Annotated in this window: 13 protein-coding genes; 8 read left to right on the top strand and 5 right to left on the bottom strand. The window is 45.6% G+C overall.

The genetic code is table 11. The features are described 5' to 3' along the window. Positions 1 to 168, top strand: a 168-nt coding sequence (locus tag BCU12_RS19515) for a penicillin-insensitive murein endopeptidase (protein ID WP_198599388.1), incomplete at its 5' end; no start/stop codon positions are given. Between the two features lie 108 nt (positions 169 to 276). Here BCU12_RS19515 and BCU12_RS19510 read toward each other — a convergent pair. The 3 genes from BCU12_RS19510 to rdgC all read right to left on the bottom strand — a co-directional run bounded on the left by BCU12_RS19510 (position 277) and on the right by rdgC (position 3,090). Then, positions 277 to 531 (bottom strand): YfhL family 4Fe-4S dicluster ferredoxin, encoded by a 255-nt coding sequence (locus tag BCU12_RS19510; protein ID WP_102405918.1) that lies wholly within the window; start codon positions 529 to 531, stop codon positions 277 to 279. A gap of 1 nt (position 532) precedes the next feature. Further along, on the bottom strand, positions 533 to 1,951 hold the full coding sequence (yegQ, locus tag BCU12_RS19505) for a tRNA 5-hydroxyuridine modification protein YegQ (RefSeq protein WP_102405917.1): 1,419 nt from the start codon (positions 1,949 to 1,951) through the stop codon (positions 533 to 535). A 224-nt stretch (positions 1,952 to 2,175) separates the two neighbouring features. Beyond that, positions 2,176 to 3,090 carry a recombination-associated protein RdgC gene (rdgC, locus tag BCU12_RS19500; RefSeq protein WP_102405916.1) on the bottom strand — a complete coding sequence of 305 codons (915 nt, stop codon included), beginning with the start codon at positions 3,088 to 3,090 and terminating at the stop codon, positions 2,176 to 2,178. Positions 3,091 to 3,378: 288 nt separating this feature from the next. Here rdgC and phoB point away from each other — a divergent pair, with 288 nt between their 5' ends. The 3 genes from phoB (at position 3,379) to BCU12_RS19485 (ending at position 6,452) form a co-directional block, all read left to right on the top strand. Beyond that, entirely contained in the window at positions 3,379 to 4,068 is a 690-nt protein-coding gene (gene phoB, locus BCU12_RS19495) for a phosphate regulon transcriptional regulator PhoB (RefSeq protein ID WP_102405915.1), read from the top strand. Positions 4,069 to 4,164: 96 nt separating this feature from the next. Next, positions 4,165 to 5,466: a phosphate regulon sensor histidine kinase PhoR gene (phoR, locus tag BCU12_RS19490; RefSeq protein WP_102405914.1), complete on the top strand. Its 1,302-nt coding sequence runs from the start codon at positions 4,165 to 4,167 to the stop codon at positions 5,464 to 5,466. Further along, on the top strand, positions 5,466 to 6,452 hold the full coding sequence (locus BCU12_RS19485; protein ID WP_102405913.1) for a phosphate ABC transporter substrate-binding protein: 987 nt from the start codon (positions 5,466 to 5,468) through the stop codon (positions 6,450 to 6,452). Before phoR ends, BCU12_RS19485 begins: the two co-directional genes overlap by 1 nt. A 73-nt stretch (positions 6,453 to 6,525) precedes the next feature. Here BCU12_RS19485 and ppx read toward each other — a convergent pair whose 3' ends face one another. Together ppx and ppk1 are read right to left on the bottom strand one after the other, a co-directional pair. Further along, positions 6,526 to 8,025, bottom strand: coding sequence for an exopolyphosphatase (ppx, locus tag BCU12_RS19480; RefSeq protein ID WP_102405912.1), 1,500 nt, complete (start codon positions 8,023 to 8,025; stop codon positions 6,526 to 6,528). Further along, positions 8,012 to 10,111, bottom strand: a complete 2,100-nt coding sequence (gene ppk1 / locus BCU12_RS19475; protein WP_102405911.1) for a polyphosphate kinase 1 — start codon at positions 10,109 to 10,111, stop codon at positions 8,012 to 8,014. The genes ppx and ppk1 overlap by 14 nt, the downstream gene beginning before the upstream one ends. 290 nt (positions 10,112 to 10,401) lie before the next feature. Here ppk1 and BCU12_RS19470 point away from each other — a divergent pair, with 290 nt between their 5' ends. Genes BCU12_RS19470 through phoU form a run of 4 tightly spaced genes read left to right on the top strand, consistent with a single transcriptional unit; the run spans position 10,402 to position 15,844 of the window. Next, positions 10,402 to 12,591: an ABC transporter permease subunit gene (locus tag BCU12_RS19470; RefSeq protein WP_102405910.1), complete on the top strand. Its 2,190-nt coding sequence runs from the start codon at positions 10,402 to 10,404 to the stop codon at positions 12,589 to 12,591. Between the two features lie 54 nt (positions 12,592 to 12,645). Continuing rightward, a complete protein-coding gene (gene pstA / locus BCU12_RS19465; RefSeq protein ID WP_102405909.1) occupies positions 12,646 to 14,292 on the top strand; it encodes a phosphate ABC transporter permease PstA in 1,647 nt (548 codons plus the stop codon). A gap of 2 nt (positions 14,293 to 14,294) precedes the next feature. Continuing rightward, positions 14,295 to 15,113, top strand: coding sequence for a phosphate ABC transporter ATP-binding protein PstB (gene pstB / locus BCU12_RS19460; protein WP_102405908.1), 819 nt, complete (start codon positions 14,295 to 14,297; stop codon positions 15,111 to 15,113). A gap of 32 nt (positions 15,114 to 15,145) precedes the next feature. Continuing rightward, positions 15,146 to 15,844: a phosphate signaling complex protein PhoU gene (gene phoU, locus BCU12_RS19455; RefSeq protein WP_102405907.1), complete on the top strand. Its 699-nt coding sequence runs from the start codon at positions 15,146 to 15,148 to the stop codon at positions 15,842 to 15,844. The last annotated feature ends 20 nt before the right edge of the window (positions 15,845 to 15,864 follow it).

Raw genomic sequence — 15,864 nt, 5'->3', positions numbered from 1 at the left:
GATAGCTCCTGTCAGGCGCAAGCCGAACCGCCAGAAGGGGATGGGTGTGGGTATGAGCTAACGAGCTGGTGGCCCAAGCCTGAAGATGAAAAAAAAGCAGCAGTAAAACCGGTTAAGAAAAAGGAAAAAATCCCACCTACTCAGTGCTTGGCCATGTTGAACGAATAGGGTGTAACTCCCACAGAAGAGAGTCTTGGTCAGTGAGTGAAAACGAAAAAAGGAGCGCCAATCGGTGCTCCTTTTCTATTTGAGTCGTCGCTAAATTGCTTTGGCTCGCTATGCCATACCTTGGATGATAACGAACTTCTCTAAAAGCTCGTCATCGGTCTCGATGTTCTTCGGGTCAGTGATAATGCATTTGGTGATAGGACATACGGACTGGCACGTAGGCTTGTCGTAGTGACCTTTACACTCTGTACACAACAAAGGATCAATTTCAAAGATAGAGTCACCCATAGTGATTGCCCCGTTAGGACACTCTGGATCGCACATATCGCAATTGATGCATTTGTCGGTGATCAGTAATGCCATTTTATTTACCTGTTGGGTTACGGGTATCCTGACCTGAGTTTAAATTACGCATCAACAGCCCGAAAGATAAATCCATATCTTCAGGAACTGGGATGAAGACAAAGTGACCATTGCCTTTCGCATCATCAATGACTTGTGACTTGCGGTTTTCCATCGCTTCAAGGGTGAAAACGACGTTACCATTTGGTGTCATTAGCTCAAGGCTGTCGCCCACAAGGAATTTGTTTTTCACTTCGACTTCCGCTAAATCACCACGGCGTTGACCAGTAAACTCACCAACAAATTGCTGTGCGTCAGACACTGAGTAACCGTAATCGTAGTTTTGGTAGGTGTCGTGAGTGTGACGACGTAGGAAACCTTCTGTGTAACCACGGTGCGCTAGGCTTTCTAGCGTACCCATTAAGCTCTCATCAAATGGCTTGCCAGCAACCGCATCATCAATCGCTTTACGGTAAACCTGAGCAGTACGAGCGCAATAGTAGAAAGACTTAGTACGGCCTTCAATCTTCAATGAGTGAACACCCATCTTCGTGAGGCGTTCAACGTGTTGGATAGCACGAAGATCTTTCGAGTTCATGATGTAAGTACCATGTTCATCTTCGTAAGCCGCCATTTTCTCTTCTGGGCGATGTGCTTCAGAAAGTAGAACGACTTCATCGGTCGGCTTGCCAAGACCTAACGTGTTATCAGGACGCTCATCTTGAACTTCGATAGCTTGCCCTTCAGTAGCTTGAGACTCTACGGCAGGGTCAAACTTCTCAACAATATCACCCGTGTCGTTCTCTTTACCTTCTTCGACTTTGTACTCCCAACGGCAAGCGTTAGTACACGTGCCTTGGTTTGGATCGCGTTTGTTGATGTAGCCAGATAACAGACAACGACCAGAGTACGCCATGCAAAGCGCGCCGTGAACAAAGATTTCAAGCTCTGTTTCTGGGCAATGTTCACGAATCTCTTCAATTTCCTCTAGAGAAAGTTCACGAGACAAAATCACACGCTCAACGCCTTGAGTCGACCAGAACTTTACGGTCGCCCAGTTCACGGCATTTGCCTGAACTGATAGGTGAATCGCCATATCAGGAAACGCTTCACGAACCATCATGATAAGACCAGGATCTGACATGATCAGAGCGTCTGGGCCCATCTCAACAACCGGTTTTAGATCGCGAATGAAGGTTTTTAGCTTGGAGTTATGCGGTTGAATGTTGCAAACCACATACAGCTTTTTACCTTGAGCGTGCGCTTCGTCGATACCGATTTGTAGGTTTTCATGGTTGAATTCGTTGTTACGTACTCGAAGGCTATAACGCGGCTGGCCTGCGTAAACCGCATCTGCGCCATAAGCGAAAGCGTAACGCATGTTCTTAAGGCTACCTGCTGGTGACAGTAGCTCGGGTACGAATGGTGTGTTAGTCGTCATTGCTGGTTTCTCTAGTCTGATCTCAAGTCAGGTTACTCCCACCTAGTGGAAGTAAAGGGGCGCGTATTTTACGTCAAAATGTGACGTAAAACAAATGCACAATATTTCTAAGGAAATAAGAAAGAGGCGACTATCGGAAGGATATGAGAAAGGTACGAAGATAAAAAACGCCCTTTAAGAAAGAAGAGCGCTGTTTCTGTATTGGTTTGCAAACTCAGATTTCGTTAAGCCTCTGGGTGAGGCAGGCCACCCAGTGCATCGAATAGGTTGGGTAAGAAGGCGCTGAGCTCTCCACACATTAACGAGAAGTCTGCATCAAAGCGTGCCGCTTGGTCTTCGCGTGGAATGTCTTCGTTTTGGTCCTTAAGATCATCCGAGAATTTTAAGCGCTTAATGCTCGCATCTTCGGCCAATACGAACTCGATACGATCTTGCCAGTTAAGTGCAAGTTTCGTGACGACTTTGTTTGCTTCAATGTGGTTCTGAATTTCTTCTGCGCTCAGTTCTTGCTTCTTACAGCGGATGATGCCGCCGTCTTCTTGAATGGATTTCAGCTCAGCTTCATCAAGAAGCGTGATCCCTTGAGGTGTATCGCCTGATTTCACCCATTCTGTCAGCGTATTATCGACTGGCTGCTCTGGAATAGCAGGAACAACAGGCAGGCTACCCATGGTTTTACGAAGAAGAGCGAGAACATCTTCTGCTTTCTTGTAGCTACTTGCGTCAACCAGAATTAGCCCTTCTTTCGGTAATACCAATACGAACGTATGGTTACTGCGGCTAAAGGCTCTTGGCAGAAGATCGATGATAATCTCATCTTTCAGCGTCTCTTTCTCCGTCTTTTTAAGAGGGCGACCTTCGGCTGCTTCCATGGTTTCAATTTTTGCGTTTAGCGACTCTTTGATCACCGACGCTGGAAGCATCTTCTCTTCTCTTTTAGCGCAAATCAGAATGCGGTTTTCAGAAACGTGCGTCATCATGTCGCCATGACGACCCATTGCCGTTACCCAGCCAAACTTTTGTTTATCCTGACTGCCACACGGCGTGAAACGAAACTCTTCTAGCTGTTTTTCGAGCTGGTCTGCATTGAATTCGATATCGCGATTGAAGCGATAAACCAGACAGTTTTTAAACCACATATTTTTTCTCTAGGCTGGAATCAAGGCGCTCATCATAGGCAATTTTTAATGTGTTGTCTTAACTCTATGCAAAATTCTTCGAGCAATTAACACAACGCAAACGTTTCACCAATGAAGGCATTCAACCTTGAAAAGAATGGAATTTGTTATGACGTTGAGCCGAAAGTTATATTAAACTTTCTTTGCAAAGGTCACAAAAGTGTCATAATTACTGGTAATAATGCTCATAGTTGCAAAGGGTTAGTCAGTTTGCCCAAGCGTTAATTTCATACACAGGGTTATAAAAATATGTCCAGAAGGATTTTAGTGGTTGAGGATGAAGCACCTATCCGCGAAATGTTGTGTTTTGTCCTTGAGCAAAAGGGTTACCAAGCTGTTGAAGCCGAAGACTATGATACCGCAGTGAGCAAGCTCGGCGAACCATACCCAGATCTTGTCCTGTTAGATTGGATGCTGCCTGGTGGCAGTGGCATTAACTTCATCAAGCATATGAAACGTGAAGAGTTAACGCGCAATATTCCTGTTGTGATGTTGACGGCTCGTGGTGAAGAAGAAGATAAGGTACGTGGCCTTGAAGTTGGCGCAGATGATTACATCACGAAGCCTTTTTCACCTAAAGAGTTAGTCGCTCGTCTAAAAGCCGTTATTCGCCGAGTAACGCCAACCGCATTAGAAGATGTGATTGACGTACAAGGTTTGAAATTGGACCCAGTATCGCACCGTGTTATGGCCAATGAGTCCCCGCTTGATATGGGACCAACTGAGTTCAAAATGCTGCACTTCTTTATGACGCACCAAGAACGTGTTTACAGCCGTGAGCAATTGCTGAATAACGTTTGGGGAACCAATGTGTACGTTGAAGATCGCACAGTCGATGTTCACATTCGTCGACTTCGTAAAGCGCTCGAGAATGCAGGGCATGATAAGCTCATTCAAACCGTTCGTGGTGCAGGTTACCGCTTCTCAACAAAGGCGTAGATTTAGCGCCATCATTGTAAGTCAGGTGTCACAGCAAATAGAGCGTGGAAGCTGGTAAAAAGATAAGTAGAAAGGACGTTTGTCCGAGGAATTAAATTGGTTGAAAAGTTAACCTGGAAAAAGCTGGCTTGGGAGCTGGCTTTTTTTTACACCCCATGGGTTATTGTTGGGTGGATATTTGGACACATGCCGTGGTTGCTTTTAGCTGCCACGGTTTTGCAGTTGTTATGGCACCTACATAATCAAATGAGGTTGTCGGCTTGGCTGTGGGATGAAAAGCGATTAACGCCACCTTCTGGTAGTGGAAACTGGGAATCGCTGTTTAACGGCATCTATCGCCTGCAACAGAGACAACGAAAAAAACGCAAAGAGCTGACCAATCTGATTCGTCGTTTCCGAAATGGTGCAGAATCTTTGCCAGATGCCGTGGTTGTATTTCGCGGTGAAGGCAACATCGTTTGGTGCAACAAACTGGCGCAACACCTCCTTGGTTTTAAATGGCCCGATGACTCTGGCCAGCCAGTATCGAATTTGATCCGCACGCCAGACTTCATTAAATACCTGAATAAGCAAGACTTCTCTGAACCGTTAGAAATGAGATCGCCGCTTAATGTCGAGAGAATGCTAGAGCTTCGTATTGTGCCGTACACGGAAGGTGAGCACCTGATGGTGGTGCGTGATGTGACTCAGGTGAAAAAGCTAGAAGGCATGCGCCGCAACTTTTTTGCCAATGTATCGCATGAACTAAGAACGCCTATGACGGTACTGCGCGGTTACCTAGAAATGACCGAAGATCCAGATATGCTCGTTGGGCCAATGTGGGGTAAAGCGCACGGTGTGATGACTGAGCAGCTCAATCGAATGAACAGTCTTGTCAGTCAGTTACTTACGCTCTCTAAGATCGAAGCGGCTCCAATGGATGACTTTGAAGACGTCGTCAATGTTCCCGCTATGCTCGAAGTGCTAGAAAAAGAGGCGCAAAGCTTAAGTGGTGATGATGGTCATCAGTTGACGTTTCATGTGGATGGCAGTCTCCGAGTATTGGCTGATGAGGATCAGCTCAGAAGCGCCATTTCTAATCTGGTGTACAACGCCGTGAAATATACCGAGCCGGGTGCCAAGATTGATGTGCGGTGGTTTAAAACCGTTCAAGGGGCTTGTCTTGAAGTTGAAGACAGTGGCGATGGCATTGAGCCGCAGCATTTACACCGTTTGACCGAACGTTTTTATCGCGTTGATAAAGCACGTTCTCGAGATACGGGAGGCAGTGGTTTAGGGCTTGCTATCGTTAAACACGCCTTGACGCACCATGATGCTCATTTAGAGATTCAAAGTGTCGTAGGCACGGGCAGTAAGTTTTCATTTGTTTTGCCTAGCCGCTTAATAGTGGAGGCATGATGCGATACGGCGCTTCTCTCTTGATTTGTGTTTCTTTCTTCTTTGCTACTAACGTGCACGCTGAAGGCTCTGATTTGGATGGCTTTACATCGGCTGAGCCCTTGCTGCCTTATGAAAAAGTGCCGAGCATTTCTGGCACCATTCTCTCTGTGGGCTCAGACACATTAGCGGGTATGACAACGCTGTGGGTGGAAGAGTTTGAACAGAAGTATCCAAGCATCAATGCACAGGTTCAAGCCTCTGGGTCATCGACAGCGCCGCCTGCATTAACAGAAGGCACAGCGCAATTTGGCCCCATGAGTCGCCCGATGCGCAACCGAGAAATGGAGGCTTTTGAGCGTGAGCATGGTTATAAACCAACGGAATTAAGAGTGGCGATTGACGCCATTGGTGTTTTCGTTCATCGCGACAATCCGATTGGCGGGCTGAACTTCTCTCAATTGGACAGTATTTTTTCCACAACGATGCGCTGTGGCGCTTTAGAAAAAGTCTCAACCTGGTCTCAATTGGGGTTGAAAGCCAATTGGGCCCACAGAAGTATGCAGTTGTTTGGCCGTAACTCTGTCTCGGGTACTTACGGGTACTTCAAGCAAAATGCGCTTTGCAGCGGCGACTTTAAGAACAACGTCAACGAGCAGCCGGGTTCTGCTTCCGTGGTGCAGTCGGTGGCGCTATCCATTAACACGATAGGGTATTCTGGTGTGGGTTATCAGATGTCTGGAGCGAAACTGATCCCTTTGGCAAGAGAAGGGGAAGATTACGTTTACCCTAGCCGAGAAAACATCCTATCTGGTGATTATCCTCTCTCCCGATTCCTTTATGTTTACGTCAATAAGCACCCCAATTATCCTTTGTCGCCGATCGAGAGGGAATTTATCCGGTTTATTTATTCTGCTGAAGGGCAAGAGTTGGTGGCAAAAGACGGTTACATTCCGATTAGCGCTGACATTGCAAAAGAGGAACTTGCGAACCTAGGCATCGATTGACCCATTGAACGATTGACCGACTATTCGCGATGCCATCAATAGACAGAGTGCTGGCTAGTGAGTGAAGAGATGCTTAAAACTGAAGTGTCCAGTCAGCGTTGTTCCAAAGCTCTTGCTCTGTTTCGAGATCGGCACTCAGTAACTTATTCTCTTTGAGCCATTGTTCGTTTGAACTCCCTACCGTCCACACTTCGCCTGACACTGAGAGCTTTAGTGACGCATTGTGTGTGTCGTTCCTTTGGCCATTGACCAAAATTGCAAGGCGCAAGATCTTGATGAGACTGAGGATGTGTTTGCGCTTATACAGCGTCAGATCGTCCATTTCATTGAGCTTTAGTCCCTTTCTTTGAAAGCGAGCCAATGTTGCAAGCACTTGTTGTTGTTCTTGATTAAAGCCTGGCATGTTGGTGTGTTTTAGAATGTACGCTGAGTGACGATGAAAGGCTTGCAGACTGATACTCAGCCCGACTTCATGCAATAAAGCACTCCATTCCAATAAAGAGAATAAAGGGCTACTTTTTTTGATGCCGAGTTCTCTGCGCACTTGTAGGAAAAACGCGTTTGCTTGTTGTTTGACGTTGTTTGCGTGGACGAGATCAACAAGATGCTTTTTGGCTAAATTTTCTGTCGTGCGCATTCGGATGTCGAGCCGCTTAAACTGATCTTCCATTTCATAAAGAAGCCCTTCACGCAATGCACCTTCCGAGTAATGAAGTTCATCAATATCGAGCGCGTTAATGATCCCGTGTAAAACCACGACGCCTCCGACAAAGACGGGTTGCCTTTCTGGAGCGAGCCCTTTCAACTGAATATCTTCAATGGTTGTCCATTGGCAAAGCGTTTCAATCAATTGCTCAATTCGCCTAGAAGTGATAATGCCATCGTCGTGCCCAAGCCCGATTAAAACCTCTCTTATTGCTTTAATGGTTCCTGAAGAGCCAATTGCGATATCCCATCCTTTGTTTTTGTACTTTGAGCGGATCCCCTGCAGGTGTTGACCCGTTGCAATTGACGCTTTAATGAAGTTTATCGAAGAGAGGTGCCCTTTTGGAAAATAGCGCTGAGTATAGCTGACACAGCCGAGCTGTTTACTTGTTACCAGAGAAGGTTCAAAGCCATGACCAATGATCATTTCGGTACTGCCGCCACCGATATCAATCACCAGTTTAGAATTTGATTCAGGCTGTGTGTGCGAGACACCGGCATAGATTAAACGGGCTTCTTCCGTTCCTGGGATGATCTCAATAGGAAAAGGGATCGCCGATTGGGCTCGAAAAAGAAATTCATGGGCGTTCGCCGCTTGGCGAAGGGTATGCGTTGCCGCGATCCGAACATTTGCGAGCTCGAAACCTTGCAGCCGCTCTGCAAACATCTCTAGACACTCTAGGCCTCTTAATATGGACGCCTCATCAAGCTTCTTGTCTTTATCTAACCCTGCCGCGAGTCGGACACGCTGTTTGTGGCGGCTAACGAGTTGTAAGTCTTGATCGACGACTTTAGCGACCACCATGTGAAAGCTATTCGAGCCGAGATCGATCGCGGCGATGTTGCGTGTCTCTTTAGAGTCCGTCATTTTTAGCAAGGCTTTTATTCTCAGATCTGACTTTCTTCTCTGTCTGTTTAAGATAGTTGTATATGGCGATCTGTGAACGGATTTTTTTACGGTTTCCACGAAGAACGTAGGAATTGCTCATCTCTTTATCAATGAGGCGCGCTTTTACCGTGTCTGTAAAATGGATATTGATGATGTCGATAATACGTCGCTTTAGTCGCTCAGACTTGATCGGTGTGGTGACTTCAATCCGGTGATCGATGTTTCGAGTCATCCAATCTGCCGAAGAAATATACACTAAAGGATCGCCGTTATTATGTGTGATGATGACGCGTGGATGTTCTAGAAATCGATCGACGATACTGATTATTGTGATGTTTTCACTGATGCCTTTTAGCCCAGGGATAAGTGAGCACATGCCGCGAATGATCATGCGAATCTTTACACCCGAGGTACTGGCGTTATACAGCTTGTTGATCAGTCCTTTGTCTACGAGGTTATTGACTTTCAGTGTGATCATTGCGCGATTGCCCGCAAGCGCATTCTCAGTTTCTTGATCGATCAGCTTATACAAGCTTTCTCGAGAATTTCGTGGCGAAACAATGAGTTCTTTGAAACGGACTGGTCGGTAAGGGTTCTCAATATAACCAAACACATGCCGTACTTCGTTGGTGATTTCTGGATCGGCCGTTAAGAGCGAGAAATCCGTATAAATTCGTGCCGTCTTTTCGTGAAAATTGCCAGTTCCTATGTGAGCGTAACGAACAATCTCATCGTTTTCTCGGCGGCTAATGAGCAGCAGCTTTGAGTGTATCTTCAAGCCCGGAGCGCCAAAAATAACATGAACGCCAGCCTCAGTAAGAACCTTTGACCAGCCGATATTCGCTTCTTCGTCGAACCTTGCTTGAAGCTCGACAACAACAGTGACGTTTTTTCCATTGTGCACCGCATCAATCAACGAGTTCATTAACCTTGAATCTTTAGCGACACGGTAAACGTTGATTTTGATGTTGATAACCCTTGGATCGAAGGAGGCCTGTCGAACAAGTTCTGAGATATGATCAAAGGTGTGGTAAGGGTAGTGGAGCAATATGTCTTTGGCTTTTATGGCATCAAAATGGTTATTGAAGGGTTCGAAATCGGCACATTCCATGGGTGGTAATGGCTTGTTTTCCAAATAGTCTCGGCCCACATTTGGGAAGCCAATAAAGTCTTTGAAATTTTGGTAACGCCCACCGACGATCAAGTTGTCATAGTTAGACAATTGAAGCTTTTCGCATAGAAAATCGAGCATATCTTTAGGCATATCATGTTCATAAACAAACCTGACCGGCATGGCGGTTAACCGCTGATTTACACCTTCGGACATCTGTTCAATCATGCTGTGCTCGACCTCATTACTCAGGTCGTACTCGGCATCTCGCGTCATTTTCATCGCGTATCCGCGAAGTTGCGTAGACTCAAAGAAGCCACTGAAGAGCTCGTCTAGGCAATATCGAATGATGTTATCGAGTAATATGATTGTTTTACGGCGTTTGCCTTTTGCTTCAGGCAACATTACAAAACGAGGAAGATGATCCGTTGGGATTTCGACAATGGCGTATTGGATTTTCTCATCACTTTTCAGCCCGACCGCAATGTAGGCACACTCATCTTTTAAAAACTGCAGCAAGTCTATTTCATTGGTGACGATAAGGGGTGTGACATGCAGCAGTACTTTTCGCTTAAAGTACTGAACAACCCACTTCTGTTGAGGCTCACTGAGCTGAGTTTCATTGACGAGGAAAATGCGTCGCCTTGCCATTTCTAAGATCAAGTCGTTGTACAATTCATCGAAGCTTTCATTTAGCTTCGCGGCTTTTGATTGCATCTTTGCGAGCAAGTGTTTGTATTTGTTCTTGTGACCTCGTTCCTGATTGATCAGTATCCGACGTTTAACATCTGAAAACCTAACTTTATAGAACTCATCTAAGTTGTTGGAAAATATACCCAAAAAACGAACCCTTTCAATAAGGGGAACGGTAGGGTCAGCGGCTTCTTGCAATACTCGCTCATTGAACGATAGCCAGCTCAACTCTTTTTCGATGTATAGTTTTTCCGCACTCATATTTTACCTTTATCAGGAGCCTAACCCGTTATGTGTTGGGTCTCATTTCTTTGGTAATGAACAATAGTGTTGTTTTATGAAGGATTTATTTCAACTTTTGTCATATTTACAAATTATTAGGGTCTATTCTAGAAATGCGACTGAAGAAGTTGATATAGGCCACTTATTGACCATTATTCACTCTTGAAACTGATTTTGCTTTAATGTTTTCAGTTATTTATTGTCGGTTGTAATATAATTGTCATCTTATCGAAATAATATCAATCCTCATTAATTAGACTGAGATAGCTATGCCCAGCGCCGATTTTTCATTGAAAGAACCCGACAGGAAGCGATTTGTTAAAGATCGACTTGTTCGCTTATTGGTTTCTTGCGGTGGAGTGAGTGTGTTAGCGGCGTTAGTCCTTATCTTTGTTTATCTTGCCATGGTTGTTTTGCCCCTCTTCTCTGACGCGGATATTGAGATTACTCAAACGCCAACTGAAATTAATACACCGCAGCCCATTTCCATCGGTGTTGATGAGTACGGTAAACACGCCTTTGTCCTTTCTAAGCTCGGCCGATTAGATTTTTGGACCCTAGATAATGCGACGACGGCGCACGCCTCATTTTCAGTCGCCAATGATATTGAACTGTTTGTAGACAGTAAAAAAGGCAACGGTTGGCAGGCGGTGATAGACCGAGCAGGGAAACTGGCTGTTTTTCGGCCTGACTTCTCTAGCAGCCGAAGTCGAAAGTGGGGTGTTTTTACTCCTAATATCGAAATTTTTGATAGTTCAATAGGACTCGACTTAGAGGATGGTTCTTCAAGGCTTGAGCAATTTGATTTTGTTGTCGATGATCTTAACCTGACTTTGGCTGGGCGGTATGACAATGGTCAGGTTGTCGTTCGGTGGAACGATCAGAGCGGGGCGTCAGAATTTCGTTTTCCGAGTCATTTACCCGATCTTGAACAGCTACTGCTGACGCCAAATGGCAACATGCTTTATATGCGTTCAGGGTCGGATCTCTATATTGCTCAAAAACAGCAGCAACAATATGTTGTTCGAGAGGTGGTGGATTTAACTCAAGGTGGTACCAAAGAACCCGTCTCAACAATCAATTTACTCTCGGGCGCTTATTCACTCTTGATCACCCATGAAGATGGGCTGGTTTCTCAGTGGTTTGATGTGCTTAAAGATCGTGAACGTAAACTGACACCCATCCGTGAATTTGATTTAGCGTTAGAGCTGGAGTTTTTGCTGCCTGATACCTATCGCAAAGGTTTCTACAGTTTTTACACCAATGGCACGTTGCAGAGTCACTATACAACGAGTGAAAAGTTGGTGATATTTGAGCGAGCGTATAAAAAGGTCCCCTCGTTGGCCGCAATGTCGAACAATGAACAGTACTTACTGGCGTTGGATGGCAATAGCTTAAAAGTGGGCAACGTCAATAATGATCACCCAGAGATTTCGTTTTCGTCACTATGGAAAAAAGTGTGGTACGAAAGCTATCCAGAGCCAGAGTTTACCTGGCAAACAACATCAGCTAATGATGATTTTGAAGAGAAATTCAGTTTAGTCCCTATCGCGTTCGGTACATTAAAAGCAGCCGCATTTGCGATGCTATTTGCTGTGCCTATTTCCGTATTAGGAGCAATTTACACCGCCTATTTCATGTCTGAAAAAATGCGCCGTGTTGTGAAGCCTTCCATTGAGTTGATGGAGGCTTTTCCTACCGTCATTATTGGTTTCTTGGCCGGCCTTTGGTTTGCGCCGATTGTTGAAACATACTTATCAGCGGTTGTTGCACTGCTGTTGCTCTTACCGATTTCCACCTTGGTTGTTGGGGCGATCTGGCATGTATTGCCTTCTCGATTCGTGTCTCTATTTCCTAACGGTTGGCATGGGCTGATATTGATGCCGGTGATTGTTGGCCTAGTTGTGCTTATCTTGTCACAAAGTGCGGCTATCGAAGTTTGGCTGTTTAATGGTGATGTTCGTATTTATCTCGCGGACCACGGGATTAACTTTGACCAACGTAACGCATTAGTGGTTGGTTTCGCGATGGGGTTTGCGGTGATCCCTACGATCTTCACCATCGCAGAAGACGCCATATTCTCTGTGCCAAAGCATTTGTCGGATGGCTCACTTGCTCTTGGTGCGACACCTTGGCAAACCTTAATTTATGTGGTTCTTCTTACCGCAAGCCCTGGGATTTTCTCTGCCATTATGATGGGGTTGGGAAGAGCGGTAGGCGAAACCATGATTGTGTTGATGGCGACGGGGAATACCCCAATATTGGATTGGAATATACTTGAGGGCATGCGAACCCTGTCGGCGACAATTGCGGTTGAAATGCCAGAATCTGAGGTTGCCAGTACGCATTATCGATTATTGTTTTTGGCTGCGTTACTGCTGCTCATTTTTACTTTTGCTGTCAATTCCATTGCTGAGTGGGTTAGGCAACGATTAAGGGATAGATACCGTGCGCTATAATCTAGCTGAAGTCGTTCTAGCGCTATTAGCGTTGAAAAGTGAGGAGCCGCGTTCATGTTAAAGTGGATGAAGTCGGGCTCACCTTGGATATGGCTAACGGGTGGAGCAGTGAGCATTAGCTTGCTTTCCGTCATGGGTTTAATGCTGCTTATTGGTTGGAAAGGACTGTCTTATTTCTGGCCCGCGCCCCTTTATCAATGGAAAACGCTCGACGGTGATACTTTGGTTGGGCAACTTTATGCTCAGGAGTTTGTGCCCGCGAGTCGACTGCAAGCCATGAACTTTGCCCTACCAAGTGAAAAGAGTGCGGATGATCTGGTGGCTCGTTACAGCATTAAAGTGGCGAATAGAGAACTCTACCCAGCCGATTTTGTTTCTATCTTGGATATTAATATCAAAGAACAAACCCTACCTAAGGGGTGGGCGGTGATAGAGCGTACCCGAAATGGCGACTTTTACGGGAAGCCTGTTGGTTATCAGAATGAAACTGACGTTATCTCAAAGGATCTGTCCGACGCGTTTTCTCTTGGTTTAGCTCAAACGGAGAAGCTCAGAGAGCAAATTAACCTTGTTATTGAAACGGAGTTTAAAGCGGCCAGTCGTGCTTTAGAGTCGATGCGTCTAGAAAAACGAAAGCGTGAGATCAATGGCAACCTCAATGGTACGTTCTTACAAGAGTATGATCTTCGTAAACAAGAACTTAATCAGCAATTGGTCGAGGCGGATGAACGTTTAGCCAAGCTCCGAGTGCAGCTCAATCAAGATAAGCTCATTGTTGAAGACATGTCTGGCCAACGCTCCGCTATCCCATTGAGTCAAATACTGGACATGTGGTATCCCAATGAAATGACGTTGGTGGAAAAAGTTTCCCATTGGGGGAAGCAAGCTTGGAAGTTCTTGTCAGAGAACCCGAGGGAATCAAATTCTGAAGGGGGCGTCTTTCCCGCCATATTTGGCACGGTGTTAATGGTGATCATCATGTCGATAGTGGTGATGCCGTTAGGTGTTGTCGCTGCTGTTTATCTGCATGAATACGCTTCTAATAACGCGTTTACAAGAGTGATTCGAGTTGCGGTTATCAACCTTGCCGGTGTACCGTCCATTGTTTATGGCGTATTTGGCTTAGGGTTCTTCGTGTATACACTGGGTGGCTCGATGGATTCGTTGTTTTATGCCGAGCGACTGCCCGCGCCAACGTTTGGTACACCGGGTTTACTTTGGTCTGCTTTGACTTTGGCTGTACTCACTTTGCCCGTTGTTATTGTGTCTGCCGAAGAAGGGTTAACTCGCATTCCAAGCTCTGTTAGACATGGTTCTTTGGCACTGGGTGCCACGCAATTTGAGACCTTGTGGCGAATCGTTTTACCGATGGCAAGCCCTGCTATTATTACTGGGCTTATACTGGCCGTTGCAAGAGCAGCAGGAGAGGTGGCGCCATTGATGTTGGTGGGTGTGGTTAAATTAGCCTCAAGTCTGCCGGTTGATGGAGAGTTCCCATTTTTGCACCTCGATCGCAAGTTCATGCACTTAGGTTTTCATATTTATGATGTTGGCTTTCAAACGACCAACATTGAAGCAGCAAGGCCGCTGGTGTACGCCACGTCTTTCTTGCTGATTACGGTGATTATCAGCTTGAACTTAACCGCAATCAGTATTCGTAATAACCTGCGCGAAAAATACCGCACTTTAGGACAGGATTAATCATGTTTTCTGTTGATCAAGCATTAGGGTATCAAGCTCCTTTAGACGTCGCCAATTTAACGGCAGAGCAGACGGCAATATCGATAGAAGGGCTTAATCTTTTTTATAAAGAGACGCAAGCGTTGAGCGATATTTCAATGCGCATTCCTAAAGGTCAGGTGACGGCTTTTATCGGTCCTTCTGGCTGCGGAAAGTCGACGCTATTACGCTGCATCAATCGAATGAATGATTTGGTTGAAGGGTGTAAGGTTGAAGGGAAGGTAAAACTGCATAGTAAGAACGTCTATCACCCTGAGGTCGATGTGGCGACTTTGAGGCGCCGTGTCGGTATGGTGTTTCAGCGGCCGAATCCGTTTCCTAAATCCATTTATGAGAACGTTGTTTACGGGCTGCGTTTACAAGGTATTCGAAACAGTCGAACTTTGGATGACGCGGTTGAACATTCATTGCGATCTGCCGCCTTGTGGGACGAGGTGAAACACCGTCTTCACGAGAATGCGTTTGGTTTATCAGGAGGTCAGCAACAGCGTTTGGTTATTGCTCGCGCCATCGCGATTGAACCAGAGGTATTGCTTCTAGATGAGCCGACATCGGCCCTTGATCCCATATCAACGTTGACGATTGAAGAGCTGATTAACGATCTCAAAGACAAATACACGGTTGTGATTGTTACGCACAACATGCAACAAGCCGCGCGAGTTAGTGATCACACCGCGTTTATTCATATGGGGAAACTGATAGAGTATTCAGACACTGACTCTATCTTCACTTCACCAAGAAAAACCCAAACAGAAGATTACATTACCGGTCGATACGGTTAACCATCATTTTCCCTTAGGAGACTTAATCAAGAATGAACTTTGGTCGTCATATTTCAGGTCAATTCAATGTCGAATTAGAATCGATTCGAACCCATGTTCTCACCATGGGGGGGCTAGTTGAACAACAACTCTCGTTTGCTATGCAGGCATTGCATAAAGATGATATTGATTTGGCTAAGAAAGTCGTAAAAGACGATCACAAAGTGAATTCTATGGAAGTCTCTATAGACGAGGCGTGTACTCGAATCATCGCGAAGCGTCAGCCGACGGCAAAAGATCTGCGTTTGATCATGGCGATTATCAAGACAATCACGGACTTGGAGCGGATTGGAGATGTCGCGACCAGTATCGCAAAAGTCGCGATTGAGACGCCCTCTTCTAAAGAGCAGTCCTTTTTTGTATCACTTGAGCCTTTGAGCCGTTTAGCGATTGGAATGCTGCACCAAGTCTTAGATTCTTTTGCCCGCATGGATGTCAATTCGGCCGCGGAAGTGTATAAGCTTGATGATAAAATTGATGAAGAATATGAAGCCGTTGTTCGTCAGTTGGTGTCCTACATGATGGAAGACCCGAAAAATATCCCGAGTATACTGCAAGTCATGTGGGCGGCGAGAGCGATTGAGCGCGTGGGTGATCGTTGTCAAAACATCTGTGAGTACATCATTTACTTTGTAAAAGGTAAAGATGTTCGCCATTTAGGCGAACAAAGTATTGATGATGCTCTGAAGTAAAGACCTAATCGAGAAATTAG

Origin of the sequence: Vibrio sp. 10N.261.55.A7, assembly GCF_002877365.1 — a bacterium.
Classification (GTDB): Bacteria; Pseudomonadota; Gammaproteobacteria; order Enterobacterales; family Vibrionaceae; genus Vibrio.
This window is presented reverse-complemented; position numbering and strand designations above follow the sequence as displayed.